Source organism: Mesorhizobium sp. Root157, from assembly GCF_001427385.1.
GTDB lineage: Bacteria > Pseudomonadota > Alphaproteobacteria > Rhizobiales > Rhizobiaceae > Mesorhizobium.
This window is the reverse complement of record NZ_LMGJ01000035.1, coordinates 141,656-164,944: the sequence shown is the minus strand read 5'-3', so window position 1 is coordinate 164,944 and position 23,289 is coordinate 141,656. Positions and strand designations below refer to the sequence as shown.

The window sequence follows — 23,289 nt, the reverse complement described above, 5'->3', positions numbered from 1 at the left end:
CCGGCTTGTTTGCGCAGCGCATCTATACTGCCTTTGGCGGGAACAGACAGCCATTTCATGTGTTCCAGTAAACGGGCACGGCCTCATCAAAGGGGCGGGGTCAAACAAGGATCGATCATGAGTTTCCTCGAGAGCGTTCCGGCAATTCGCCGCATCGAGACGACACGAAGCGACCTGCTTGCCGTCGATATCGTTGGTATGCTCACCCCTGCCGATGCCGAGAACCTGTTCGGCCTTCTTGAGGCTGCCTATGCGCTACACCCCAGGATTGACGTCTTTGTTCGGCTGGCGGACTACGAAGGCGTCGAGTGGACGCATATCGCTTCCGAAACCGTCGAAAAGGGCAAGGCCGAGGCGACCGAGCATGTCGGGCGCTGCGCAAGTGTCGGTGAACCGAACTGGATAGCCGATGTGCAGGGCCTCTTTACCCCCTCCCTACCCGTCGAATTGAAGCACTTTGCCGCTGCGGACGAGGCAGCCGCGTGGAAATGGCTGGGTGCGCAGCCGCTGGCGTAACGAGTGGTCCGTACTCCTTTCGGTCTATTGGCTGCCCCGGGATAATCCATATTCGGTAGGCTACCCTGGACCGAAACACTGTCGGATGGCGCACTGCAGGCATAAACTTCGCCTGCCGGTCGGTGTGGCCCAATGTCCCGCAGGCCGGATATCAAGCACGTAGCTCGGGAGGACAGCCATGAAACGGCTTTTGATGACTGTCGCCATATTGGCGGCAGGCAGCCTGTCTGCGTTGACTGGAGCAAGCGCGGATGATGCTGCCATGATTAAGAGCGCCGAGGCCGCTGCACCAGCCGCGGTCGGCGCAGGCGCCTCCATCTATGCGATGGAGGCAGACGGTACGATGCGCACGTTACGAGAGGGCAAGAACGGCTTCTGGTGCATGCCCGACAATGCCACGACACCAGGTCCCGACCCGATGTGCGGTGACGCCAACTCGATGGAATGGGCAATGGCATGGATCGGCAAGAAGGATCCGCCGAAGGGCAAGGTCGGCTTCATGTATATGCTGTCGGGTGGAACTGACGGCAGCAACACCGACCCTTATGCGATGAAGCCTGATGAGGGCAACAACTGGATCGAGACCGGCCCGCATGTCATGATCGTCAATGCCATGGATCTCATGCAGGGCTATCCGACTGAGCCCAAGCCGGACACGAAACAACCCTATGTCATGTGGCACGGCACGCCCTATGCGCACTTGATGATCCCGGTCGAATAGCCGGCGGGATTCTTTTCTGCCAGCGCCGGTCGAGCCGGCGCTGGACTATCGCACGATGGTCAGCCGCTCCGCCGCGCGCGTGATCGCCGTATAGAGCCAGCGCTGGCGCGTGTCCTTGAAGGCCCAGCTTTCGTCGAACAAGACGACATCGTTCCACTGCGAACCCTGCGCCTTGTGCACCGTCAGGGCATAGCCATAGTCGAAATCGTCGAAGCGCTTCTTCTGCTGCCACGGAATTTCGGCTTCCGTTTCCTCGAACGCGGCCTTCAGCAGCTTGATCTTGGCGACGCCCCGGTCTGGATCGTCTTCTTCGGGCGACACAAGCAGGTTGATGCCTGGCTTCACCGTTTCGCGTGACGAGGTCATCACCTTCCACAGCGAGCCATTGAGCAGGCCCTTGGCCGGATCGTTGCGCAGGCATACCAGTTTGTCGCCGGCTTGCGGATAGTCCGCCGTGAACCCTTTGAGTTCGCGCAGGCGATGGTTGTAGCGCCGCCGCGTGCGGTTGGTGCCGACCAAAACCTGGTCTGCCTTCAAGACCAGTTCCTGGGTCACGCCTTCCTTTCCGATCACCTTTGCGGTGCCGTAGTCGCCATGCATGAACTCGCGGCCCTCCCGCACGTCGAGCGCCAGCCGGATGATCGGGTTGTCGCGCGCCTGCCGGTGGATCTCGGTGAGCAGGAAGTCAGGCTCGTGGTCGGTGAAGAACCCTCCCCCGGAAATCGGCGGCAACTGTCCCGGATCGCCAAGCACCAGGATCGGCGTGCCGAAGCTCATCAGGTCGCGGCCCAGTTGCTCGTCCACCATCGAACATTCGTCGATGATGACCAGTGCCGCCTTCGAGATCGGGCTTTGCCGGTTGAGTGAAAACGTCGGCGACATCGAGGTCTTGCCGGTCGTCTCGTCCTCGACGGCCTCTTCGCCGCGTGGCCTGTAAATCAGCGAATGAATGGTACGGGCATTCAGCGCGCCCTTCGAGCGCAGCACCTGCGCAGCCTTGCCGGTGAAGGCCGCGAACTGCACCTGTCCATCGACATGCTCGGCAAAATAGCGCGCCAGCGTCGTCTTGCCGGTGCCGGCATAGCCGAACAGGCGGAAAAGCTGCGGCTTCCCGGCCTTCAGCCACTTGGCGACGGCCTTCAGCGCGTCATCCTGTTGAGGAGAGAATTCCATGCAATGGTGAGACAGGATTCGGGGCCGAAAGGCAAGTTACGTCGCGCTTAGCGTTCGGTCCGCGGCCATGCCCCTGGTTTGTGGATCGTTCTCCAGCAGGATCGGCTTGCCGTGCGGCGTCGCGTGCGCGGCGCGCTCCCAGGCTGCGGCAAAGGCGTCGACATCCTGCCTCGCCGCCAGTCCCTTGCCGGCGAGCAGCTTTTCCAGCGCCGCCAGCCAATGCTCATAATAGTCATGGCCGTCAGCGGCAGCACCCGGCTTCTTGACCTCGGACGACAGGGCCTCGGCCCATTCGCCCCAGGAAAACAGGCCACGCTCGTGCACCGCAACGGTCATGGCAAAAGCCTGCGCCTGCCAAGGCTCGCCGAAGACCTTTGCCTCAGGGGCAACGCCGCTGTCGCCGCCATCCTCACGCCGGTTCAAGATAGCTCTCCCAGGCATCGATCGAGACGGTCAGAGTCGGATCTGCCCCCTCTCCCCAGATTTCCGCACCGTCGAAAACGACGGTATAAAGCCACTGCGGATTCTCGCCCTTGTGGTGGGCGTTGCTGTCCGGAAACACATAGCCTTCTCGCACCGCCTCTATCACCCCCTGCTTTGCCCGCGCATAACGCGGCAGCCTTGTGTGCCCTGTGGGGTTGAAGTTCTTGGTGCGCACACGGTCGCCTGCCTTGAAGCGCGCCGGCGTTTCCATCGGCCGGTCGCATGGCCCGCCTCTGGCCAGCGCCGCCGCCACATCCGCTGCCATCAAAACGCGCTTCGGCTTGGCCGCCGGATCGACCGCCTTGCCCGCGGCAAGATCGGCTGAACTGACGAAGCCGTGCCGCTGCAAAAGCGTCTCCAGGCCCTTGATCCAGATCTGGTAGTAGCTCGACGTGTAGTATTCGGCAGGCGTAAGCGTCTCCCGCGCATGCCGGCTCTCGTCGATGTTCCACGCGCCGAATGCGCCGGTGGCAAGCGTGACGCCAAGCGCCCGCTTTTCCCAATCGGCATGGAAAATCGGCTCATCCTTCTCGGGCGCGACCGGCCCGAAACCCATCTGCCCGCCCAGGTCCTGCGGTCCGTTCATGCGGGTTGCCTTGCCAGCCCGGTGCCGATCATCGAATCGCGCGTGACAAGTTCGGCAAGCTGGTCCTCGCCGAGACCATCCGCACCTTCGGGCCGCATCGGCACGACGAGATAGCGCAGTTCCGCCGTGGAATCCCACACCCTTACCTTCATGTCGGCAGATAGAGTCACGCCGAATTCCGCCAGCACGCCGCGCGGATCGATGACGGCGCGGCTGCGGTAGGGTGGCGCCTTGTACCAGACAGGCGGCAGCCCAAGCACCGGCCACGGATAGCAGGAACACAATGTGCACACGACCATGTTGTGGGTGTCGGGCGTATTGAACACCGCCTGCATGTGCTCGCCTTGACGCCCGATGAAACCGAGCGAGGCGATTGCCGCCGTGGCGTCGCGCTTCAGCCAGTCGGCGTAAGCGGGATCGCTCCACGCCTTGGCCACCACCTTGGCACCGTTGCGGGGCCCGACCTTCGTTTCGTAGGTATCGACGATGGCGTCGATCGCCGCCGGATCGATCAGCCCCTTCTGCGTCAGGATCGTTTCCAGCGCCCGCACTCGCGCGGCAAAAGGATCGAGTTCATTGTCGTGATGATGGTGGTCGTGATCGTGATTATGAGACATGGGCGGAGCCTATGCCTGCGCACAGCAATCGGCAAGCGTGCCAACAGCTACCTGATCATCGGCCACAGCGTCGCCGCCAGCAGGACACCCATCGCGATATTGAACCATTTCAGGCGCCCGGGATCGGCAAGGAACCCGCGCAATGCCATGCCGAATCCCGCCCAGGTCGAAACACTGGGCAGATTGACGATGCCAAACACCAGGCTGATCACCACCATGGACCAGAGCGGCGCGGCCGGATCGGTGTAGACAGCCATCGCCGTGACCGCCATCACCCAGGCTTTCGGGTTCACCCACTGGAAGGCCGCAGCCTCCAGGAATGTCATCGGCCTCGATTTCGCCTCGCCCTTGCCCTCGATCGAACGCGACATGGCGATCTTCCAGGCGAGATGGAGCAGATAGGCGCAACCGGCGACCTTCAAAATGGTGTGCAGTGCCGGAAACGCCAACAGCACCGCACCCAGGCCCAGCCCCACCGCCAACAACAACACGACGAAGCCGATGCCTATGCCCAGCATATGCGGAACGGTGCGGGTAAACCCGAAATTCACCCCCGACGTCAAAAGCATGAGGTTGTTCGGACCTGGCGTGATCGAGGTCACGAACGCGTAGGCAAGCAGGGCAAGCAGCGTGTCGAAGGGCATGAGCGCGCCTCAATTCAGGTCAGCAATACTGTCTATTTCTTGGGGTTGCGGAGCAGCCACTTGCCGCCATTGACAGATCAAGCAAGTGAAATATCCGAGAAAATCGGAAAGCTTGGCTACTACATGCCCTGCTGGCCGCGGTTCATCGCGGCCACGCCGGTCCGGCAGATTTCGACCAGGCCGAGCGGTCGCATGATCGAGATGAACTGGTCGATCTTGGACCCCTTGCCAGTGATCTGGAAGATGAAATGCTCGGTGTTGGCATCGACCACATGGGCGTGGAAAGCGTCGGCAAGGCGCAGTGCCTCGACGCGCTCCGTGCCCGTTCCCGCAACCTTGATCAGGGCCAGTTCCCGCTCCAGCGGCCGCTCCTGGCCGAGTTCCTGCGCCCGCACGGTGAGATCGACCACGCGGTGAACCGGCACGATGCGCTCGAGTTGATGCTTGATCTGCTCCAGCACGTGCGGGGTGCCGGTCGTCACGATGGTGATGCGCGACAGCTTCTGCTCATGCTCGGTTTCCGAAACCGTCAGGCTCTCGATGTTGTAGCCGCGCCCGGAAAACAGCCCGATGACGCGGGCCAGCACGCCCGGCTCGTTGTCGACCAGCACCGAAAGCGTGTGGTTCTCCGGCTTTTCGGTTTCCTTGGCGATGAAGTAGGCCGATCCGGTCGGCTGAAGCTGCGCGTTCATATTTGAATCTCTATCTGGAGTTCTTGAGCTAAATCACTGTTTCCGCACAGCTTCCGCCGGCCACGCTTCGATGACGTTTAGACGAGTTCGCGGCCCTTTGCGTCAATAGCATTGGCCACGGCCTCGTCGGTCGCCTCGTCGGGAAGAAGCATTTCGTTGTGCGCCTTGCCGGATGGGATCATCGGGAAGCAGTTGGCCAACGTGGCCACACGGCAGTCGAAGATCACCGGCTTGTTCACCGAGATCATTTCCTTGATCGCATCGTCCAGTTCGTCCGGCTTGTCGCAGCGAATACCGTGACCGCCATAGGCTTCCGCCAGTTTGACGAAGTCGGGCATCGCCTCGGTATAGGAATGCGACAGCCGGTTGCCATGCAAAAGCTGCTGCCACTGGCGCACCATGCCCATGTACTGGTTGTTCAAGATGAATATCTTGATCGGCGCCTGGTACTGTACCGCAGCCGACATCTCCTGGATCGTCATCTGCACCGAGGCGTCGCCGGCAATGTCGATGACCAGCGCATCGCGATGCGCGATCTGGACGCCGAGTGCTGCCGGCAGGCCGTAGCCCATCGTGCCCAGGCCGCCCGAAGTCATCCAGCGGTTCGGCTTGTCGAAGTGGAAGTGCTGCGCCGCCCACATCTGGTGCTGGCCGACCTCAGTGGTGATGTAGGTGTCCATGTTCTTGGTCAGTTCATAGAGCCGCTCGATGGCGTATTGCGGCATGATCACGTCAGGATTGGGCTTGTAGGCCAGCGAATCCCGTGCCCGCCAGCGCGCGATCTGCTCCCACCACGGATAAAGCGCCTTCTTGTCGGCCTTGGCGGTCGCCCGCCACAGCCTGACCATGTCTTCCAGCACGCGTCCGCAATCGCCAAGGATGCCGATATCGACGCGCACGTTCTTGTTGATCGACGAAGGATCGACATCGATGTGAATCTTCCTGGAATTGGGCGAGAACGCGTTCAGCCGGCCGGTGATACGGTCGTCGAAACGCGCGCCGATGCACACCATCACGTCGCAGTCGTGCATGGCCATGTTGGCCTCGTAGGTGCCGTGCATGCCGAGCATGCCGAGCCAGTTCTTGCCGGAGGCCGGATAAGACCCCAGCCCCATCAGCGTCGAAGTGATGGGGAACCCGGTGAGATCGACAAGTTCGCGCAGCAGGTGGCTTGCCTCAGGCCCGGAATTGATGATGCCGCCGCCGGTATAGAGGATCGGCTTCTTCGCCCCGGCCATCAGTTCCACCGCGGCCTTGATCTTGTCGAGATCGCCCTGGAGCTTGGGTTTGTAACTGGTGCGCGGCGCCGTCTGCGGCGACACATAGATGCCCTTGGCGAACTGCACGTCCTTCGGGATATCGACAACCACCGGACCCGGACGGCCGGTCGTCGCAACATGAAAGGCCTCGTGGATCGTCCTGGCAAGGTCGTTGACGTCCTTCACCAGCCAGTTGTGCTTGGTGCAGGGCCGCGTGATGCCGACCGTATCGCACTCCTGGAAACCATCGGAGCCGATCAGCGAGGTCGGCACCTGGCCGGTGAGGCACACCAGCGGAATGGAATCCATCAGCGCGTCCTGCAGCGGCGTCACCGCGTTGGTGGCGCCGGGACCGGACGTCACCAGCATCACGCCCGCCTTGCCCGTCGAGCGTGCATAGCCTTCGGCGGCGTGCCCTGCCCCCTGTTCATGGCGCACGAGAATATGCTCGACATCGTCCTGCTGGAACAACTCGTCATAGATCGGAAGCACGGCGCCGCCCGGATAGCCGAAAATGTGCTTGACGCCATTGTCCTTCAGCGCCTGCACCACCATCTCGGCGCCTGTCATTTCGCGCCGTTCGTTCTGTCCGTTGCTCATCGGTTCCGTCCCGTCCTGTTTCGCTTCCGCGAGGCGATTTCTGGTCGTTTAGTCCTGTTTCGGATAATAAAAAAGGCCCCCGAGGGAGCCTGTGTCTTGCGCATGGGGGGATTCGCCCGGCGGTTACACCGCCTTGCCCACGCGCCTTCCTACTACGAGAATGAGTGCCGTCTTCATGGGCGCGGACATTAAGTGCGAAGTTCCCGTGCTGTCAACGTTAAATCTGCGCCTCCCCTCCAAGTCGCCCAACCCCACATTCCCGCGCATTCGATCGATTGCGTTAGGTTTGCTGCAACCATGCCGTCACACCGCGCCTTAACCGGACCCATTTAAGGTTGCGAAGCCGGAAACCGGGGGCTCCGTAAATGTTTGTCGAACGCCACAGTGCTGTTGGGGAAGCCACGTCGCAGGAGCGCCGGGAGGCGTACCAGTCGGAACTGCGCATCCTTGGCCATGTCGTTCAATGCGACGGCTCGCGTGCCGTCATCAGCGCCTTTGCGGAAGAAAGCCAGGACAACGCCCAGGAGCGCTGGACCGTCGGCAAGATGATTTCGATCAATCTCGGCACCACCCGGACCGTCGGCCTGGTCTATGCCGTCGGCAAGTCGGACCGCGCCTGGCACCCCGACGTTCTGAACCCCATCGAGGTTGAAGTCGAGCTTGTCGGCGAGGTACGCGACAGCACCGAACCGGACGTCAAGCCGATATTCGACCGGGGCATTGCCAATTATCCCTATGTCGGGGCTGCCGCGCACCGCATCCGCACGCGCGACCTGCAGGCGGTCTATGACCTGGCCGGACGTCGCTCGATCACCATCGGCTCGCTTTCGCAAGACGAGGAAATCGACGCCAACATCGCCATCGACGACACGCTGGCCCGGCATTTCGCCGTTGTCGGCACGACCGGCGTCGGCAAGTCGACGGCTGTATCCTTGCTGATGCGCAAGGCCATCGAGGCGCGCCCGGACCTGCGCATCCTCATCATGGATCCGCACAACGAGTTCGCCGCTTCATTGCCCGATCACTGCGTCACGGTCGATACCTCGACCCTCGACCTGCCTTTCTGGATGTTCACGCTGGAGGAATTCGCCGAAGTCCTGTTTCGCGGACGTAGCGCCGTTCCCGAAGAGGTCGACATGCTGCGCGACCTTATCCCGCTGGCGAAGAACCTCTACCGCAACCCGGGCTCCGGCGCTTACATCCGGCGCGGCTCGGATGCCATGACCGCCGACACGCCGGTACCGTATCGCATCGCCGACCTCATCAAGCAGATCGACGAACGCATCGGCCTCCTCGAAAGCAAGATCGACCGCCCGATCCTGAAATCGCTGAAGACCCGCATCGAATCGGCCGCCGCCGATCCGCGCTATCGCTTCATGTTCAATTCCAGGCTCATCGAGGACACCATCCACGAAACGATCGGCAACATCTTCCGCGTTCCGCATGGCGGACGCCCGGTGACCTGTTTCGAAATGGCCGGTCTGCCCTCCGAAGTCGTCAACTCGGTCTGCTCGGTGCTGGCGCGCCTTGCCTTCGACCTCGCCCTTTGGAGCGAGGGGCGGCTGAAGCTCCTGCTGATGTGCGAGGAAGCGCACCGCTACATGCCGTCGGACCCAAATCTCGGTTTTGCGCCGACCCGCCACGCTTTGTCGCGCATCGCCAAGGAAGGCCGCAAATACGGCTGTTTCCTCGGCATCGTCACCCAACGTCCGGGCGAGCTTGATCCGACCATCCTGTCGCAGTGCTCGACCGTGTTCGCCATGCGTCTGGCCAACGAGCAGGATCAGGCCATCATCCGCTCGGCCATTGCCGATTCTTCCGCCTCGACCCTGTCGTTCCTGTCGTCCATGGGCCAGCGCGAGGCGATTGCCTTCGGCGAAGGCGTGGCGACGACCATGCGGCTGAAATTCGAGAAGCTCGACCCCAAGCTTATTCCAGGCGCGGCCAAGGCCAGCGATACCGAGGCCGGTAAAGCCGATCAGGATGTCGATCTTGCCACCATCGTCGACCGGCTGCGCAATGTCGGCAAGCCGCAACAATCGATTGGATTTGCCGAGGTGGTCGATAGCGCCAGGCAGGCCGGCGATCCCGATTACCGCAAGCCGGCAACCCAGCGCGTCGAGAACAACGACGATTTCGACCTTCGCTATGGGCTGAAGCCGGCAACCTTCGGCATTCGCCCGCAAAACGATTGAGAAGTCGCGGGCGTTCTCCTACATCGAGGCGGCAGACCAAGGGCAAATCCCGCAAGGAATTCGTTAGGCCAGACGGATGGCGTGGTGTTCAAGGATCGAAGCGCAGCGGACATCTGGTCCGTGAGCACCGGAAGCCGAGAAGACCGCGTCAGTCGGCCGTCATCACGAATTCTTCTGCGGGGTTTCACGCACAGACGCGATTGCGCCCCAACCTCTTTGCCTCATAAAGTTGGCGGTCGGCCCGGCGATAGAATTCCTCTGCCGTTTCCTTCCCGTCCCATATGGCAAGGCCCACGCTGGTCGTAACCTTCAGCCGGACGTTGCCGGCCGTGATCGGCATCATCGCTACGGCGTTCAGAATGCGCTGGCCAAACTTTTCCAGCCGTGGAGCGTCCATATTGGGCGTGACGACCGCGAATTCCTCACCGCCGAGGCGCGCCACGATGTCGTGGTAGCGCGTCATGTCTTTCAGACAGTGGCCGACGGCCTTCAGCACCTCGTCGCCAACGTCGTGGCCGTGCGTATCGTTGACCTGCTTGAAGTGGTCCAGATCGAGGATCATCAGCCCGATCGGCTTTCCGATGCGACGAAATTCCTCAATATATGCGCCAAGCGCGGTATCGAAATAGCGCCGGTTGTGCGTGCCGGTCAGGCTGTCGGTGAGCGCCGCCACTTCCAGCGTCTCGGAGCGCGCGCTGAGCGAGGCCGTCATGGCGCGCAGCTTGCCTTCTTCCCGCGCCTGCCCGCGAATGAGTGGATAGATGAAGAAGGTGCCGAAAACCAACGCTATCGCCAGAAGCACGCTGGTAATGAACAGCAAATGGTTCAGGTATGTGACCTTGGCGAGCCTGTCCGGGTCGCGGACTTCCAGCGCGAATGACTGCAAAAGCCCATAGGCTTGCAGCATGACCAGGCCCGCGGCCAGGATCACGAAAATAAAGACGAAAAATGCCCACTCCGCCTTGTGGAAGCGCATGAATACCCGCCTGGAAACGCCCGCCTGATTCATGCCACAAGCAGCCTTAACAAAAGTTAACAACCACAACCATTGAGAGATTTTTCTTCCCGGTTCTGCGTCTTATGATTGTGGAGAAAAGTGGATTTCTACAACGTCAGGTCGAGATTGTCCGTAGGCTGGACCCGCCGCCATTGATCGTCGAGTTGATTTCGAAACCATGTCGCCTGGCGCTTGGCATATTGGCGCGTGGCGATCTTCGCGCGTTGAATTGCTTCGTCAAAAGTCATTTCCCCGGCCATGGCCGCCTTCAGTTCCGGCACCCCGATCGCCTTCATCGCCGGCAACGACGGGTCGAGCCCAAGGGCAGCCAGTTCATGGACCTCGTCCAGCGCGCCACGCTCGATCATGGTATCGAAGCGTGCTTCGATACGTGCAACCAAGGCCGCGCGCTCCGGTTCGATCACGAAAAAGTGCGCGCTGTCGCGGTCGATGAGAGGCAGTCCACGCTCCGCCTGCCAGGCCAGGATCGAGCGGCCGGAGGCTTCAAGCACTTCCAGCGCCCGCACGATGCGCTGTCCGTCGCCGGCCTTGAGTTTCATCGCCGCCGCCGCGTCCTCCCGCATGAGGATGCGGTGCAGCTTCGGCGCGCCCTGTTCATTCAACTCGTAGCGCCAGCGTTCCCGCACCTCTGTTGGAACGTCGGGCATCTTGGAAATGCCTTCGCTCAGCGCCCGGAAATAGAGCCCGGTGCCGCCAACGAAAATCGGGCGCGGCCCGGAAAGGGTTCCCTCGTCGATCAGTTCGCCAACGTTACGCAACCAAGCGCCAGTCGAATAGGCGGTCGAGGGGTGGACATGCCCGTAAAGATGATGCGGCACCCGCTTCGTCTCCTCCGCAGCGGGGCGGGCCGTAAGGATATCGAGGATCGAATAGCCTTGCATGGAATCGGTGTTGACGATGTCGCCGCCATGCTTCTCGGCGAGACGGAGCGCCAACGCCGACTTGCCGCTTGCGGTCGGCCCGGCTATCAGGATCGCGTTCTTCACGCGGCCCTTGCCCGCCGCCTCACCGGAATTTCCAATGCCGCTCATTGCCACGCTCGTTTCCCATCCCGCCAGCCGATCGCTCACGTCGGCGCTTGCGAATATGGCGTCGAGTGCGGTGGGCGCAAGCGCCGTCACGTGGCTGGCCGACGGCATTGCCTGCGATTTCGCCTTGCCAGCCGATGCCGAAGCCGGGCGGACCACTGGCCTGCTTCGCACGGCCCTTGTTTCCGCGCCGGTCGACATCATCGTCCAGCAGGCACAAGGCCGCCGCAAGAAGATCCTGCTTGCCGACATGGATTCGACCATGATCGATCAGGAATGCATCGACGAACTCGCCGACGAAGTCGGCCTGAAGGAACACGTCGCGGCCATCACTGCCCGCTCCATGAACGGCGAGATCGCTTTCGAGCCGGCCCTGCGCGAGCGCGTGGCGCTGCTCAAGGGCCTCGACATCGCCGTCGTCGACCGCATCATTTCCAAGCGCCTGACGCTGGCCTCGGGCGGCCGCACACTGGTCGCCACAATGCGCGCCAATGGCGCCTGGACCGCCCTTGTGTCGGGTGGCTTCGACGTTTTCACCAGCCGCATCGCGGCTCAATTAGGCTTTGACGAAAACCGCGCCAATCATCTCATCGAACGCGACGGCCGCCTGACCGGCGAGGTCAGCGAACCCATTCTGGGGCGCCCCGCCAAGGCCGAGGCGCTGACCGCTATCACGTCTCGCCTTGGCCTCACCCCCGCTGATGCCATCGCGGTCGGCGACGGCGCCAACGATCTCGACATGATCCGCCTCGCCGGCACTGGCGTCGCCCTCCATGCCAAGCCGGCAGTGGCCGCCGAGGCCAAGGTGCGCATCGACCACGGCGACCTCACCGCCCTGCTCTATCTGCAAGGTTACACCAGCCGGGAATTTGTCGATTGACCCCGATCCGCACCGAACGCCTTGTCCTGCGCAATTGGGAAGAGCGCGACCGCGATCTGTTTCATCGCATCAATTCCGATGAGCGGGTCATGGAATTCTTCCCGTTCCGGCGCAACCGCACCGAGGCCGATGCCAAGATGGATGAGTTCCGCGCCACGCTGGACCGGCAAGGCTTCGGCTGGGCGGCGGCCGAAATCGCCGCGACCGGCGACTGCATCGGCTTCGTCGGCCTCAGCCGCACCGAAGACACGCCCTTCATGCCCACCGGCACCATCGAGATCGGCTGGCGTCTCGCTCCGGAATTCTGGGGCCACGGCTATGTCGCCGAAGCCGCCAGGGCCTGGCTTGGATACGGCTTCGAGACGATGGAACTGGAGGAGATCGTTTCCTTCGCCGTGGCCGCCAACCGCCGCTCGACGGCGGTCATGGAGCGCATCGGCATGCGCGCCGACCCCACCCGCGACTTCGATCATCCCCGCGTGCCGGACAGCCACCCGCACCTGAAACGCCACAGCTTCTACTATATGACGGCCAACGATTGGGTCGGACAGAAAAAGGCGGCTGGGTAGCCGCCTTTTTGTTGTCCTGTCAGTGCTTTGTCCGCGTTTGCGGACTCAGTCCATGCGGATCGTGACGAACCGCAACTCCCCGCTCTTGGAAGCCAGCATCAACAGCGCGTTCTTGCGGCCTTGTTCCTTCAGCGCGCCGATCCGGTCCATCACGTCCTTCGGCGTCGCCACCGATTCCTGGGCGATCTCGGTGATGACTTCGCCGGCCTGCACACCGCGTTCCGCCGCAGCCGAATCCTTGGCCACCTCGGTGATGACGACGCCGCTCACATCTGCCGCTATGCCGAACTTGCCGCGCATCTCGTCGTTCATTTCGCCAATGGTCATGCCGAGCACCGAGGCCGTTGCCACGGCCTTGTCCTGCTCGCCGTCATTGCCAGTTTCCTCGCTGCCGCCTTCCGCGCCACCGCCTACCTCGCCGCTTGCCAGTTTCTCGCCGTCCTCGAGCCGCCCCAGCGTCACCTTCACCGTCTGCTCGACGCCCTTGCGCACGATGACGACGTCAACGGCCTTGCCGACCGGGCTTTCGGCAACGATGCGCGGCAGGTCGCGCATGTCGTCGATTTCCTTTCCGTCGAACTTGGTAACGACGTCGCCCGCCTGGATCGAACCGTTGTCGACCGGCCCGCCCTTGATGATGCCGGCGATCAGCGCGCCCTTGGCATTCTTCATGCCGAGGCTTTCCGCGATGTCGTCGGTTACCGGCTGGATGCGGACACCCAGCCACCCCCGGCGCGTCTCGCCGAACTCACGCAACTGGTCGACCACACTCACCGCAAGCTGGGAAGGAATGGAAAAGCCGATGCCGATCGATCCGCCCGACGGAGAGATGATGGCCGTATTGATGCCGATGACCTCGCCGTTCATGTTGAACAGCGGCCCACCGGAATTGCCGCGGTTGATGGCAGCGTCGGTCTGGATAAAATCGTCGTAGGGGCCGGAATTGATGTCGCGATTGCGCGCCGAGATAATGCCCACGGTCACCGTTCCGCCCAGCCCGAACGGATTGCCGATGGCCATAACCCAGTCGCCGATGCGCATCCTGTTGGAATCGCCGAACTTCACCGCCGTCAGCTTGTGTCCGGCCGGATCGACCTTGAGCACGGCGATATCCGTCTTGGTGTCGGTGCCGACCAGTTCGGCCTTCAGCGTCACGCCATCCGAAAAATTGACCTCGATGTCGTCGGCGTCGGCAATGACGTGATTGTTGGTGACGACAAAACCCTGCGCGGCGTCGATGACGAAGCCCGATCCCAGCGACTGCACCTTTTGCGATCCGCCGCCACCCCGTTCACCGCCGCGATCCTTGAAGAAGTCGTCGAAGAAATCCTGGAAAGGCGATCCTTCCGGCAGTTGCGGCATCGGCACCGCGCCCGGACCTTCCGTGCCCTTCACGGTTTGCGACGTCGAAATGTTGACGACCGCGCCCAACAGCCCTTCGGCAAGGTCCGCGACGGAGGCCGGGCCGTTCGGCGCCGGGCTTTGAGCCATCGCGGGGAGCGCCATGCCACCGGCAAGCGCCAGGGCCGTCGCGGCAAACAGGGATCTCCGCGCTGCTCGCAGAAGGGCTTCGGTGGTCATCGAGGGGCTCCCGGGATTTGTAACGGTTCACGTTGCTGCCGCGTTTCGCATGCTATGATGGCATTAAATAAGGCGCGGTTGCGACCTTTGTGACCGGCTCGGGATAAATCCTGCGTTATCCCGGGCCGATACGTTCCACCCGCCATATGTGCGTCCGAGAAGATGCCTGGCGACCCTGGCCGTGGCCCGATCAGCCGCGCACCAGCCAGACGATCCCGACTCCGACGGCGATTGCCGCAAGCCCCGCTGCCCGGAGCGCGCCTTCGGGCATCGCCAGCACTTCGCCGGCGAGCCGTTTGGCCAGTTTCGGAAAACCGCCATAGATCAGGCCTTCCACGACGAAGACCAGGCCTATGGCTGCCAGGAAATCCTGCAACGGCTTACTGGCCGCTGCCGGATTGTGGAACCGCGGGTGCCGCAGGTGCCGAAGCGTTGTCGTCCGGATCTCGGAAGAAGCGGAAGAACTCCGAGCTCGGCGACAGCACCATCGTCGTGCCGCTGTTCTCGAGAGCCGTGCCATAGGCACTCATCGAGCGGTAGAATTCGAAGAAACCGCTATCGCGCATATAGGCGTCGGCATAAATGGCACTGCGTTCCGCATCGCCCTCGCCGCGCAGGATTTCCGATTCCTTCTGCGCTTCCGCCACGATCTCGACAACTTCGCGGTCGGCGCGGGCGCGAATGCGCTGCGCCGCCTCGTTGCCTCGGGCGCGCAGCCGCTCCGCTTCAGCCAGCCGTTCGGCCTTCATGCGGTCGAACGTCTGCTGCGAGACTTCCTGCGTCAAGTCGGTCCGGCGGATACGCACGTCCACGATCTGAAGACCGAGCGAGGTCGCGTCGGGACGCAACTGGTCAGCCACCTCACGCATCATCACGCCGCGTTCTTCCGAGAGCGCCGCCTCGAAGTCGCGCAGACCGTAGGCACGGCGCAAGGCCGCATCGAGACGCGTCCTGAGCCGCTGCTCGGCAAATTCGATGCTGCCCGAAACCGCGGAGCGGAACACCCGCGGATCCGAGATTCTGTAGGCGATGAAGGCATCGACCTCGTAGAACTTGCCGCCCGACACCTGCACGCGGATATCGTCCAGATCAAAACGCAGAACGCGGTTCTCGATCATCTGCACGTTGTCGGCGTCGAAGAAGGAGAACGGCGCCTTGAAGTAGATGCCAGGCTCGGTCTTGACGTCGACGATCTCGCCAAAGCGCAGGATGATCGCTTGCTGACGGGCATTCACAACGAAGATCGAGGAGAAGCCAAGGAACACAAGAACGGCCAGAATGCCGAAAACGAAGGGAAGACGATTAGACATTATTGTGCCCCTCCGGTCGCCGGCTGTGCCTGCGAGCGCTTCTGGATTTCCGGCAGCGGCAGGTAGGGAACGACGCCCGGCCCGTTGCCCTGCTCCACGACCACCTTGCTCGAATCCTTCAGCACCCGCTCCATCGTCTCCAGATAGAGGCGCTTGCGAGTCACTTCAGGAGCCTTGGCATATTCGTCGTAGACGGAGATGAAGCGCTGCGCCTCGCCTTGCGCTTCCTGCACGACACGGTTCTTGTAGGCGGCCGCCTCTTCCCGAACCTGCGCCGCCTGGCCTCGTGCCTGGCCAAGTTTCTGGTTGGAGTACTGGTTCGCCTGCTCGACGAACTTGTCTTCGTCCTGTTCGGCGCGCTGCACTTCGTCAAAGGCATCGGCCACCTCGCGCGGCGGCGCGGCATCCTCGATCGAAATGGCATTCACGTTAAGGCCGGCCTTGTAGCCGTCCAGCGTCTGCTGGATGATCTGGCGCACACCCTCGGCGATGCCTTGGCGGTCGTCGCGGAAGATGTCCTGTGCCGGACGACGCCCAACCACTTCACGCATCGCGCTTTCAGCGACCTGCCTCAGCATTCCGTCCGGATCGGACACGTCGAACAGATAGGAACGTGGATCGGATACCTGGTAAGCGACCGAAAACTGCACATTGACGATGTTCTGGTCGCCCGAAAGCATCAGGCCGGAGGAATCTCCGGCACGGGCCCCGCCACCGATATTGACCAGTTGCTCGGAAATCTTGGCCGTCTCGACCGTCTCGATCGGCCACCAATGGAAATGCAGGCCCGGCTCGGACAGTTCCTGCTTCGGCTCGCCGAAGCGCAACTCGACCGCAATCTCGTCAGGCTGAACCGTATAGACCGCCTTGAACACCCACAGGGCCAGAAGAACGAGCGCAATCAGGCCGAACATGGCCGGGCTCACCCCGCCGCCGCCGGGCAACGCGCGGCGAAGCTTGTCCTGTCCGCGCCGGATGATATCCTCGAGGTCGGGCGGCGAACCTGGAGGTCCGCTCGGCCCCTTTGGTCCCTGCCCCCACGGGCCTCCATTGTTACCGCCGCCGCCCCATGGGCCGCCGCCGCCGCTTTTGTCGTTCCAGGGCATGAATGTCCTCTCGTCCGCATTCCCTCATGCGCCGTCGGCGGCGCAGCATCCTTACCACCTCTATAGGGAGGCGAAGGCTCGCTTTCAACGTGATCGCAGGTCGAAGACGTTGTTTAAGTAAAGATAGGTCATGGCGCGGCCGCTTGTCGTCGGTTTCGACGCCAAGTTCCCGCCAATTGGACGGGTCTCAGGATCTACCGACGTCTTTCATAGACGGTGTAGCGCGTTGCGTGGCTGTCCTTCTCGCCCGCCGGCGTGTCTGTCGTGTGCACCACCTGCCATTCGGCGGGATCAATCGGCGGAAACCGTGCGTCGCCTTCCACGGATGCCAGCACATGCGTCACATGCAGCCGGTCGGTCAACGGCAGCGCCTGCTCATAGATCTGGCCGCCGCCGATGATGCACACGTCCTCCACGCCACCGTCGCAGCGGGAGCGCGCTGCTGCCAGCTTGATGGCGTCTTCCAGCGAATTCGCCACTTCTCCGCCTTCGACGCGATAGGCCTTGTCGCGCGTCACGATGATGTTGAGCCGTCCCGGCAACAGCCGGCCGATGCTCTCATAGGTCTTGCGTCCCATGATGACGGGCTTGCCCATCGTGTCGGCCTTGAAGCGCTTCAGGTCGGTCGAAAGCCGCCACGGCAGCCCGCCCTCGCGCCCGATGACGCCGTTTTCGGCAATCGCCACATAGATCGCCACATTCATTGCGGGCCGCCCTCATCGCTCCAGGTGTCGAGAAACAGGATCTCGATATCCCGCTCCGGGTAAAAGTCCTTGGCTTCCATCTGGAACGTCGTCGGTCCCACCTTCTTCACGCCGGTTCCGCAGAACGAGACGATACTCTTGGCATCGCCCTTGTCGATGGTCAGGCGAAATGTGCCGATGCTGCCCAGCGCCCAGTTGCCGCCGGTGGTAAGAACATAGTCGATCCGGCTTTCCGAATATGGCGGAAAGCCGTCGCCGTTGGCCTTGGCTCCCCGACGCACCGCATTCTCGAAGCCGCTATCCAGGCAGTAGCGGCTCTTGTAGTCGTCATAATCGCCCTGAAATTTGCCGTCATAGAAGAAAGACAGGCCGGCCGTGCCGCCGACGCTCGGCTTGTATGTGTGCGAAACATGCACATCCTTGCCGGCCGGGAACGTCGCGCGCCACCAATAGGTCGAGCGCAGTTCCCACAAGGGCGTCCGCTCCTTCTTCCAACCCGTTCCGTCATCATATTCGTTCAAGGTGATGAAGCCGCGGTCGCGCCAATCGTCCGCGATGGCGTCGGGCAGTTTCTCAAGCTCGCCATAGACCTCTTGCGCGAACGGATTGAGCGAAATGCCGTGCGCCTTGAGTTGTTCGGTGATGTCGAGCCCGACCGCAAACACCTTCTGCTCCAGTTGCGGCTCGATCGCCTGCCCGTCGCTGACCACGCTGAAACCGAGGAAATTGTCGGACGCATCGCCCGGCAAGGCGACGTTCAGGTCAGGTCCGCCAGCGATCTTCGGCATGGGAAAGGCGACGATGGTGGTGATGTCGGCATCCGACCCGTTGCGGAACACATAATCCACCTTCACTTGCTCGCGCGAAATGAACAGGTCCTCGCTTTGCATGGCGATCACGTCGTTGCGCGACAGGATCAGCCCGCCGGTGCCAAGTTCGGCGGTGGAATCGTTGGCGAGCGCCGGCCAGGTGGCGAGCGCAAGCGAGGCGGTCAAGGCGGTTCGGAACATCATGGTGATTCCCCCGTCGAATAGGCCCGATCCTAGAGCGTTTCATGGTTGGATAGAAGCGTCCTGCGATCTGGTGACCGCTGGACATGCCAGCCTCGATCAGGCAGGAAATCCGCTCATGCGAACCCTTCTCGTCATTGGCATCGGCGCCGGAAACCCCGAACACCTGACCGTCCAGGCCATCGCCGGCCTGAACCGGGCCGACGTTTTGTTCATCCCAGACAAGGGCGCGAAGAAAAGCGACCTGGCCGGCCTGCGCCGCGAAATCTGCGACCGCTTCGTCACAAACCCGAATTCCCGCCGCGTCGCGTTCGACGTGCCGGTGCGCGCCGAACCGGCCCCCTCCTACCGCACCACCGTGGACGACTGGCACGACGACATCGCCGGCATCTACGAGGCGTTGATCCGCGACGAACTCGCCGCCGATGGCTGCGGCGCCTTCCTCATCTGGGGCGATCCATCGCTCTACGACAGCGCGTTGCGCATCCTCGAACGCGTCAAAATGCGCGGCAATGTCGACCTCGCCGTCGAGGTCATTCCAGGCATTACCGCCGTGCAGGCACTGGCCGCCAGCCACAAAATTGCGCTGAACAGCATCGGCGACCCGATCCTCATCACCACCGGCCGCCGGCTGTCGGAGGAAGGCATGCCGGCCAATGCCGGCTCCGTCATCGTCATGCTCGACGGCAAATGCGCCTTCCGCACCCTTGCCGACAAGGATATCGTCATCCACTGGGGTGCCTATCTGGGCACGCCGGACGAAATCATCCTTTCAGGCCGCCTCGGCGACATCGAAGACCGCATCGTCGAAGTCCGCACCGAGGCCCGCGCCCGCAAGGGCTGGATCATGGACACGTATTTGTTGCGCAAGCCCGGCCCTGATGATTCGCTCCGGTCTTGGTTTCGGGTCAGGGCGTGCCGGAATCCGAGATAGGCGCGCAGTACGTGAGCACCGGAAGCGCGGAAAGATGCCATTTGCAGGCCGCCATGGCGCGAAATCTCATCCCGCGTCGATTTCCGCCTGCAAGGCCTCCATATGCGCCGCAGCAGCGGATTCCGCGGCCCTCTCGATGGCGCGGTAGCGGCTCACCACCGCAAGCCCGACCGAAGTCAGTTGCGCCCCGCCGCCCCGCTTGCCGCCTGTCTGCGCGCTGACCAGCGGCTTGCCGAACACCCGGTTCATGTCCTCGACCAGATCCCAGGCGTGCTTGTAGGACATCTCCATGGCCCGCGCGGCAGCCGAGATCGACCCGAACGAGGCGATATGTTCGAGCAACTCGATCTTGCCCGGTCCGATGCGCCCGTCCGGGTCGAGATTGATGCGCAAGCTCAGCGAAGGCATGTCTTCCTTCCGTCTATGTTTCGGACAGGATTAAAGCGATTTGGCCGTAACCGCTATTCTAAAATAGAATAACGGTGCCACGCTTGCCTTACACATCCGCCTCGCCGCGTAAACCGGCAGCCGTATTGGCCTGGTCGAAGCTCACCGTCTTGACCACGGCAAATACCGGCAGGCCGGGCTCCAGTTTCAGCCCCTGCCGCGACTGTTCGGTAATGCGTGCCACAACCGCCGCGCCATTGCAGTCGATGCGCACTTCGGCCGTCGCACCGGCGCCCTTGTCGATCGCCGCCACCTTGCCCTGCAGAATGTTCAACGCGCTCAATCCCTTGGGCCGCTCTGTGGCAATCATCACGTCGCGTGCGCGAATGCGCACACGAACCAGCGCACCGACCGCGACATCGATCCGCGGCACGCGGATCTCCCCGGCAGCTGATCCAAGCACTGTCATGCCGAAGGCTTCGTCATGGTGCGCCACCGTGGTCTCCAGCACCGCGCCGCCCTCGCCACGCTCGTCTGCGGGAAGCAGGTCGAGTCGCTGCATGATCTCGACCGTCGGCCCGCACGCGGCAACCCTGCCGTTGTGGAGCACGACGATATCGCTGGCCAGCCGCGCCACTTCGCCGATCGAATGGCTGACATAGACGATCGGGATCCTCATCTCGTCGCGCAGCCGTTCGATATAGGGCAGGATTTCCGCCTTGCGCGCCTCGTCCAGCGACGCCAGCGGCTCGTCCATCAAAAGCAGCCTGGGACTGGCCAGAAGCGCGCGGCCTATGGCGACCCGCTGCTTTTCGCCGCCTGAAAGCTTGCCGGGCCGGCGTTCGAGCAGCGCGCCGATCCCCAACAACTCGACCACCGCGTCCAGTTCCACATAGCGCTCGCCGGCCGGCGTGAACCAGCGCCCGAAATGCAGGTTGTTCTTCACGCTCATATGCGGAAACAGCCGCGCATCCTGGAACACCATGCCGATGCGGCGCTTGTGCCGCGGCACGAACACCCCCTTGCCGGTATCCGCCAGCACCCGCCCGTCGATCTCGATGCGTCCTTGGCTGGGGCGGATCAGGCCGGCGATCAGATTGATCAGCGAGCTTTTGCCGGAGCCGGACGGCCCGAACAGCGCGGTGAGCCTGCCCTCGCTGGCAAAACCGGCATCCAGCGTGAAATCGCCCAGCCTGTGGCGAATGTCGACCGCGATCGTCATTCGATGTCCATCCGCTTGCCGACCTTTCGCGCCAGCACTTCGGAGGCGACCAGCGCCAGCATCGAAATCGCGATGCTGATCAGGGTCAGCCGCAGCGCCCCTTCATCGCCGCCCGGAACCTGCGTGAAGGTGTAGATCGCCGACGGCAGCGTCTGCGTCTCGCCGGGAATGTTGGAAACGAAGGTGATGGTCGCGCCGAACTCGCCCATGGCCTTGGCAAAGGACAGGATCGCGCCGGCAATGATTCCGGGCAGGATCAGCGGCACCGTCACGATCGTGAACACCCACAAAGGGTTGGCCCCCAGCGTGCCGGCGGCAGCCTCCAGCTTGCGATCGACCGATTCGATGGACAGCCGGATTGCCCGCACCATCAGCGGAAAGCCCATGATACCGCAGGCAAGTGCGGCACCCGTCCAGCGAAAGGAAAAGACGATACCGAAATGCTCGGCCAGGAACGCGCCCGCTGGGCCACGCCGGCCGAATGCCAGCAAAAGCAGGTAGCCCGTCACAACCGGCGGCAACACCAGCGGCAGATGAACGATCCCGTTCACCACCGTCTTGCCCCAGAAGCGCCAGCGCGCCAGCGCATAGGCGATGAAAATGGCCGGCGGGACGCTGGCCAGCATCGCCACCGTCGCCACCTTGATCGACAACCGGACCGCATTCCATTCGTCGGGAGTGAGGTCCAGCAGCCAATCCATGCCAATTCCAGGGTCTTTGATCAGGTGTCAGCGTGAGGCCGCAGATCCTCGCACGCCTCAGCCGAATTTCGGCATAGCTTAATTGGTCACCGGTGCAAGAACCGTGAACCCCTGCTGTTCGAACAGCGCCCTGGCCTTGTCGGTCTGCAGGCACTTCAGGAAAGCCGGCGTATCGTCGTCTTTCGACTCTGCCGTCTGCGCCACCGGATAGATGATCGGCGCGTGCGAATCTTCCGGGAACGTGCCGATCACCTTGACGCCGGGTTCCGCCACCGCATCCGTCGCATAGACGATGCCCGCCGCGGCCTCTCCCGTCGCCACCAGCTTCAGCGCCGCGCGCACGTTCTCGGCCTGGGCTAGCTTGCCCTCCACAGAACCCCACATTTCGAGCGATTCCAGCGCTGCCTTGCCGTATTTGCCGGCAGGCACCGCCTTGACGTCGCCCATCGCCAGCCTGCCGTCACCGATCAGGCCGGCAAGGTCGAAGCCCTTCTCAAGCTTGGCCTCGGCCGTGGAATCCTTCGGCGCGACCAGCACGATACGGTTGCCGAGCAGCCGAACCTCGGTGTCCGGCTTGGTGAACTTCTTCTCGGAGAGATATTTCATCCAGTCCAGATCGGCGGAAATGAACACGTCCGCGGGCGCGCCTTCCTCGATCTGCTTGGCCAGCGCCGAGCTGGCCGCATAGGAAATCTTCGCCGCTTCCCCGACTTCCGGCTCGCAGGCCGTGTTCACCGCGTCGAGGGCATTCTTCAGGCTCGCAGCCGCGAACACGATCACTTCGTCGTCGGCCTGCGCCGCCGGCACCACCGCCATCATCATCGCCGCCACACCACCGGCGGCCACGACTGCTTTCAAACCAAAGCCCTTGCTAATCATGTCTCTCTCCCTGAAACTTACAGCTCGGTCGCCGATCCGCTCGGCCGATACTATCCGATCGATATATCCATATGAATATAACAATAAAAGCCTTTCATGGAGAAATTATCGTATTAACCTGCAAGCGCTCTGGTTGTCTGGATGGAGCGATCACGTATTTCAATATCGAAACAGGGAGACAGGCCTATGAAGATCAGCGCACGAAACCAGCTCAAGGGCACCATTGTCGAGATCGCCAAGGGCGCCACCACAGCGCATCTGCGCATCGACATCGCCGGAGCGATCGTCACCGCCTCGATCACCAACGAAGCGGTTGACGAACTGAAGCTCAAGGTCGGCAAGGAGGCTTACGCCGTCATCAAGGCGTCCGACGTCATGGTAGCGGTCGACTGAGCATCTAATGCATGTCGCCCGAAAGTGGGAACCGGTTTCGGGATAACGACATGCATAGAAACAGGTACGTGGAGCGCGCCA

General features: G+C 62.5%; 26 protein-coding genes. 7 read left to right on the top strand and 19 right to left on the bottom strand.

All coding sequences use genetic code 11. The features are described from left to right. Positions 1-117: 117 nt before the first annotated feature. Complete coding sequence (locus ASD64_RS17485) at positions 118-516, top strand: STAS/SEC14 domain-containing protein (RefSeq protein WP_056107559.1); 399 nt, start codon at positions 118-120, stop codon at positions 514-516. Positions 517-694: 178 nt separating this feature from the next. Further along, a complete protein-coding gene (locus tag ASD64_RS17480; RefSeq protein WP_056107555.1) occupies positions 695-1,237 on the top strand; it encodes a hypothetical protein in 543 nt (180 codons plus the stop codon). A gap of 45 nt (positions 1,238-1,282) precedes the next feature. Here ASD64_RS17480 and ASD64_RS17475 read toward each other — a convergent pair whose 3' ends face one another. The 7 genes from ASD64_RS17475 to ASD64_RS17445 form a co-directional block, all read right to left on the bottom strand. Further along, positions 1,283-2,410, bottom strand: a complete 1,128-nt coding sequence (locus tag ASD64_RS17475) for an ATP-dependent DNA helicase (RefSeq protein ID WP_056107552.1) — start codon at positions 2,408-2,410, stop codon at positions 1,283-1,285. 36 nt (positions 2,411-2,446) lie between these two features. Further along, positions 2,447-2,833, bottom strand: a complete 387-nt coding sequence (locus ASD64_RS17470; RefSeq protein WP_056107549.1) for a nitrile hydratase accessory protein — start codon at positions 2,831-2,833, stop codon at positions 2,447-2,449. Continuing rightward, a complete protein-coding gene (gene nthB / locus ASD64_RS17465; RefSeq protein ID WP_056107544.1) occupies positions 2,820-3,479 on the bottom strand; it encodes a nitrile hydratase subunit beta in 660 nt (219 codons plus the stop codon). The genes ASD64_RS17470 and nthB overlap by 14 nt, the downstream gene beginning before the upstream one ends. Beyond that, positions 3,476-4,096, bottom strand: a complete 621-nt coding sequence (gene nthA / locus ASD64_RS17460) for a nitrile hydratase subunit alpha (protein WP_056107541.1) — start codon at positions 4,094-4,096, stop codon at positions 3,476-3,478. Before nthA ends, nthB begins: the two co-directional genes overlap by 4 nt. A gap of 47 nt (positions 4,097-4,143) precedes the next feature. Then, entirely contained in the window at positions 4,144-4,740 is a 597-nt protein-coding gene (locus tag ASD64_RS17455) for a LysE family translocator (protein WP_056107538.1), read from the bottom strand. A 119-nt stretch (positions 4,741-4,859) separates the two neighbouring features. Continuing rightward, entirely contained in the window at positions 4,860-5,432 is a 573-nt protein-coding gene (gene ilvN, locus ASD64_RS17450) for an acetolactate synthase small subunit (RefSeq protein ID WP_056107534.1), read from the bottom strand. A gap of 77 nt (positions 5,433-5,509) precedes the next feature. Further along, on the bottom strand, positions 5,510-7,291 hold the full coding sequence (locus ASD64_RS17445; protein WP_082550033.1) for an acetolactate synthase 3 large subunit: 1,782 nt from the start codon (positions 7,289-7,291) through the stop codon (positions 5,510-5,512). Positions 7,292-7,656: 365 nt separating this feature from the next. Between ASD64_RS17445 and ASD64_RS17440 the strand changes: the two genes are divergently transcribed. Next, positions 7,657-9,486: an ATP-binding protein gene (locus tag ASD64_RS17440; protein WP_056107532.1), complete on the top strand. Its 1,830-nt coding sequence runs from the start codon at positions 7,657-7,659 to the stop codon at positions 9,484-9,486. A 184-nt stretch (positions 9,487-9,670) separates the two neighbouring features. Here ASD64_RS17440 and ASD64_RS17435 read toward each other — a convergent pair whose 3' ends face one another. Next, complete coding sequence (locus ASD64_RS17435; RefSeq protein WP_056107654.1) at positions 9,671-10,462, bottom strand: GGDEF domain-containing protein; 792 nt, start codon at positions 10,460-10,462, stop codon at positions 9,671-9,673. A 128-nt stretch (positions 10,463-10,590) separates the two neighbouring features. Further along, the gene (gene miaA, locus ASD64_RS17430; protein WP_056107529.1) at positions 10,591-11,535 is read right to left on the bottom strand and encodes a tRNA (adenosine(37)-N6)-dimethylallyltransferase MiaA; all 945 of its coding nucleotides are present in this window, start codon (positions 11,533-11,535) and stop codon (positions 10,591-10,593) included. Here miaA and serB point away from each other — a divergent pair. Both serB and ASD64_RS17420 read left to right on the top strand, forming a co-directional pair. Further along, on the top strand, positions 11,525-12,412 hold the full coding sequence (gene serB / locus ASD64_RS17425) for a phosphoserine phosphatase SerB (RefSeq protein ID WP_156460202.1): 888 nt from the start codon (positions 11,525-11,527) through the stop codon (positions 12,410-12,412). The genes miaA and serB overlap by 11 nt on opposite strands. Next, positions 12,409-12,981, top strand: coding sequence for a GNAT family N-acetyltransferase (locus ASD64_RS17420; RefSeq protein WP_056107524.1), 573 nt, complete (start codon positions 12,409-12,411; stop codon positions 12,979-12,981). Before serB ends, ASD64_RS17420 begins: the two co-directional genes overlap by 4 nt. A gap of 45 nt (positions 12,982-13,026) precedes the next feature. On the opposite strand, the gene ASD64_RS17415 is transcribed toward ASD64_RS17420, so the two are convergent. From ASD64_RS17415 to ASD64_RS17390, 6 genes are all read right to left on the bottom strand, one after another. Continuing rightward, positions 13,027-14,562 (bottom strand): DegQ family serine endoprotease, encoded by a 1,536-nt coding sequence (locus ASD64_RS17415; RefSeq protein ID WP_056107511.1) that lies wholly within the window; start codon positions 14,560-14,562, stop codon positions 13,027-13,029. A 190-nt stretch (positions 14,563-14,752) separates the two neighbouring features. Further along, the gene (locus ASD64_RS17410) at positions 14,753-14,938 is read right to left on the bottom strand and encodes a DUF2065 domain-containing protein (protein WP_056107508.1); all 186 of its coding nucleotides are present in this window, start codon (positions 14,936-14,938) and stop codon (positions 14,753-14,755) included. Positions 14,939-14,942: 4 nt separating this feature from the next. Next, entirely contained in the window at positions 14,943-15,872 is a 930-nt protein-coding gene (hflC, locus tag ASD64_RS17405) for a protease modulator HflC (protein ID WP_056107505.1), read from the bottom strand. After that, entirely contained in the window at positions 15,872-16,978 is a 1,107-nt protein-coding gene (gene hflK, locus ASD64_RS17400; protein ID WP_056107502.1) for an FtsH protease activity modulator HflK, read from the bottom strand. The genes hflC and hflK overlap by 1 nt, the downstream gene beginning before the upstream one ends. Positions 16,979-17,172: 194 nt before the next feature. After that, positions 17,173-17,682: a dihydrofolate reductase gene (locus ASD64_RS17395; protein ID WP_056107500.1), complete on the bottom strand. Its 510-nt coding sequence runs from the start codon at positions 17,680-17,682 to the stop codon at positions 17,173-17,175. After that, entirely contained in the window at positions 17,679-18,692 is a 1,014-nt protein-coding gene (locus ASD64_RS17390) for a DUF4424 domain-containing protein (protein ID WP_056107650.1), read from the bottom strand. The genes ASD64_RS17395 and ASD64_RS17390 overlap by 4 nt, the downstream gene beginning before the upstream one ends. Before the next feature lie 118 nt (positions 18,693-18,810). Between ASD64_RS17390 and cobF the strand changes: the two genes are divergently transcribed. Further along, positions 18,811-19,626: a precorrin-6A synthase (deacetylating) gene (gene cobF, locus ASD64_RS17385; RefSeq protein WP_056107497.1), complete on the top strand. Its 816-nt coding sequence runs from the start codon at positions 18,811-18,813 to the stop codon at positions 19,624-19,626. 66 nt (positions 19,627-19,692) lie between these two features. On the opposite strand, the gene ASD64_RS17380 is transcribed toward cobF, so the two are convergent. The 4 genes from ASD64_RS17380 to modA form a co-directional block, all read right to left on the bottom strand. Continuing rightward, positions 19,693-20,034 carry a winged helix-turn-helix domain-containing protein gene (locus ASD64_RS17380; RefSeq protein WP_056107494.1) on the bottom strand — a complete coding sequence of 114 codons (342 nt, stop codon included), beginning with the start codon at positions 20,032-20,034 and terminating at the stop codon, positions 19,693-19,695. An 88-nt stretch (positions 20,035-20,122) separates the two neighbouring features. Then, a complete protein-coding gene (gene modC, locus ASD64_RS17375) occupies positions 20,123-21,235 on the bottom strand; it encodes a molybdenum ABC transporter ATP-binding protein (RefSeq protein WP_056107491.1) in 1,113 nt (370 codons plus the stop codon). Next, positions 21,232-21,936, bottom strand: a complete 705-nt coding sequence (gene modB / locus ASD64_RS17370) for a molybdate ABC transporter permease subunit (RefSeq protein WP_056107489.1) — start codon at positions 21,934-21,936, stop codon at positions 21,232-21,234. The genes modC and modB overlap by 4 nt, the downstream gene beginning before the upstream one ends. A 78-nt stretch (positions 21,937-22,014) precedes the next feature. After that, entirely contained in the window at positions 22,015-22,815 is an 801-nt protein-coding gene (gene modA / locus ASD64_RS17365) for a molybdate ABC transporter substrate-binding protein (RefSeq protein ID WP_056107486.1), read from the bottom strand. A 186-nt stretch (positions 22,816-23,001) separates the two neighbouring features. Between modA and ASD64_RS17360 the strand changes: the two genes are divergently transcribed. Continuing rightward, positions 23,002-23,208 carry a TOBE domain-containing protein gene (locus ASD64_RS17360; protein ID WP_056107483.1) on the top strand — a complete coding sequence of 69 codons (207 nt, stop codon included), beginning with the start codon at positions 23,002-23,004 and terminating at the stop codon, positions 23,206-23,208. Positions 23,209-23,289: the final 81 nt, after the last annotated feature.

Coding starts and splice junctions, on each gene's coding strand:
- ASD64_RS17485 (WP_056107559.1), top strand. CDS start 118: ATGAGTTTCCTCGAGAGCGTTCCGGCAATTCGCCGCATCGAGACGACA.
- ASD64_RS17480 (WP_056107555.1), top strand. CDS start 695: ATGAAACGGCTTTTGATGACTGTCGCCATATTGGCGGCAGGCAGCCTG.
- ASD64_RS17475 (WP_056107552.1), bottom strand. CDS start 2,410: ATGGAATTCTCTCCTCAACAGGATGACGCGCTGAAGGCCGTCGCCAAG.
- nthB (WP_056107544.1), bottom strand. CDS start 3,479: ATGAACGGACCGCAGGACCTGGGCGGGCAGATGGGTTTCGGGCCGGTC.
- nthA (WP_056107541.1), bottom strand. CDS start 4,096: ATGTCTCATAATCACGATCACGACCACCATCATCACGACAATGAACTC.
- ASD64_RS17455 (WP_056107538.1), bottom strand. CDS start 4,740: ATGCCCTTCGACACGCTGCTTGCCCTGCTTGCCTACGCGTTCGTGACC.
- ilvN (WP_056107534.1), bottom strand. CDS start 5,432: ATGAACGCGCAGCTTCAGCCGACCGGATCGGCCTACTTCATCGCCAAG.
- ASD64_RS17445 (WP_082550033.1), bottom strand. CDS start 7,291: ATGAGCAACGGACAGAACGAACGGCGCGAAATGACAGGCGCCGAGATG.
- ASD64_RS17440 (WP_056107532.1), top strand. CDS start 7,657: ATGTTTGTCGAACGCCACAGTGCTGTTGGGGAAGCCACGTCGCAGGAG.
- ASD64_RS17435 (WP_056107654.1), bottom strand. CDS start 10,462: ATGCGCTTCCACAAGGCGGAGTGGGCATTTTTCGTCTTTATTTTCGTG.
- serB (WP_156460202.1), top strand. CDS start 11,525: ATGCCGCTCATTGCCACGCTCGTTTCCCATCCCGCCAGCCGATCGCTC.
- miaA (WP_056107529.1), bottom strand. CDS start 11,535: ATGAGCGGCATTGGAAATTCCGGTGAGGCGGCGGGCAAGGGCCGCGTG.
- ASD64_RS17415 (WP_056107511.1), bottom strand. CDS start 14,562: ATGACCACCGAAGCCCTTCTGCGAGCAGCGCGGAGATCCCTGTTTGCC.
- hflC (WP_056107505.1), bottom strand. CDS start 15,872: ATGTCTAATCGTCTTCCCTTCGTTTTCGGCATTCTGGCCGTTCTTGTG.
- hflK (WP_056107502.1), bottom strand. CDS start 16,978: ATGCCCTGGAACGACAAAAGCGGCGGCGGCGGCCCATGGGGCGGCGGC.
- ASD64_RS17395 (WP_056107500.1), bottom strand. CDS start 17,682: ATGAATGTGGCGATCTATGTGGCGATTGCCGAAAACGGCGTCATCGGG.
- ASD64_RS17390 (WP_056107650.1), bottom strand. CDS start 18,692: ATGTTCCGAACCGCCTTGACCGCCTCGCTTGCGCTCGCCACCTGGCCG.
- cobF (WP_056107497.1), top strand. CDS start 18,811: ATGCGAACCCTTCTCGTCATTGGCATCGGCGCCGGAAACCCCGAACAC.
- ASD64_RS17380 (WP_056107494.1), bottom strand. CDS start 20,034: ATGCCTTCGCTGAGCTTGCGCATCAATCTCGACCCGGACGGGCGCATC.
- modC (WP_056107491.1), bottom strand. CDS start 21,235: ATGACGATCGCGGTCGACATTCGCCACAGGCTGGGCGATTTCACGCTG.
- modB (WP_056107489.1), bottom strand. CDS start 21,936: ATGGATTGGCTGCTGGACCTCACTCCCGACGAATGGAATGCGGTCCGG.
- modA (WP_056107486.1), bottom strand. CDS start 22,815: ATGATTAGCAAGGGCTTTGGTTTGAAAGCAGTCGTGGCCGCCGGTGGT.
- ASD64_RS17360 (WP_056107483.1), top strand. CDS start 23,002: ATGAAGATCAGCGCACGAAACCAGCTCAAGGGCACCATTGTCGAGATC.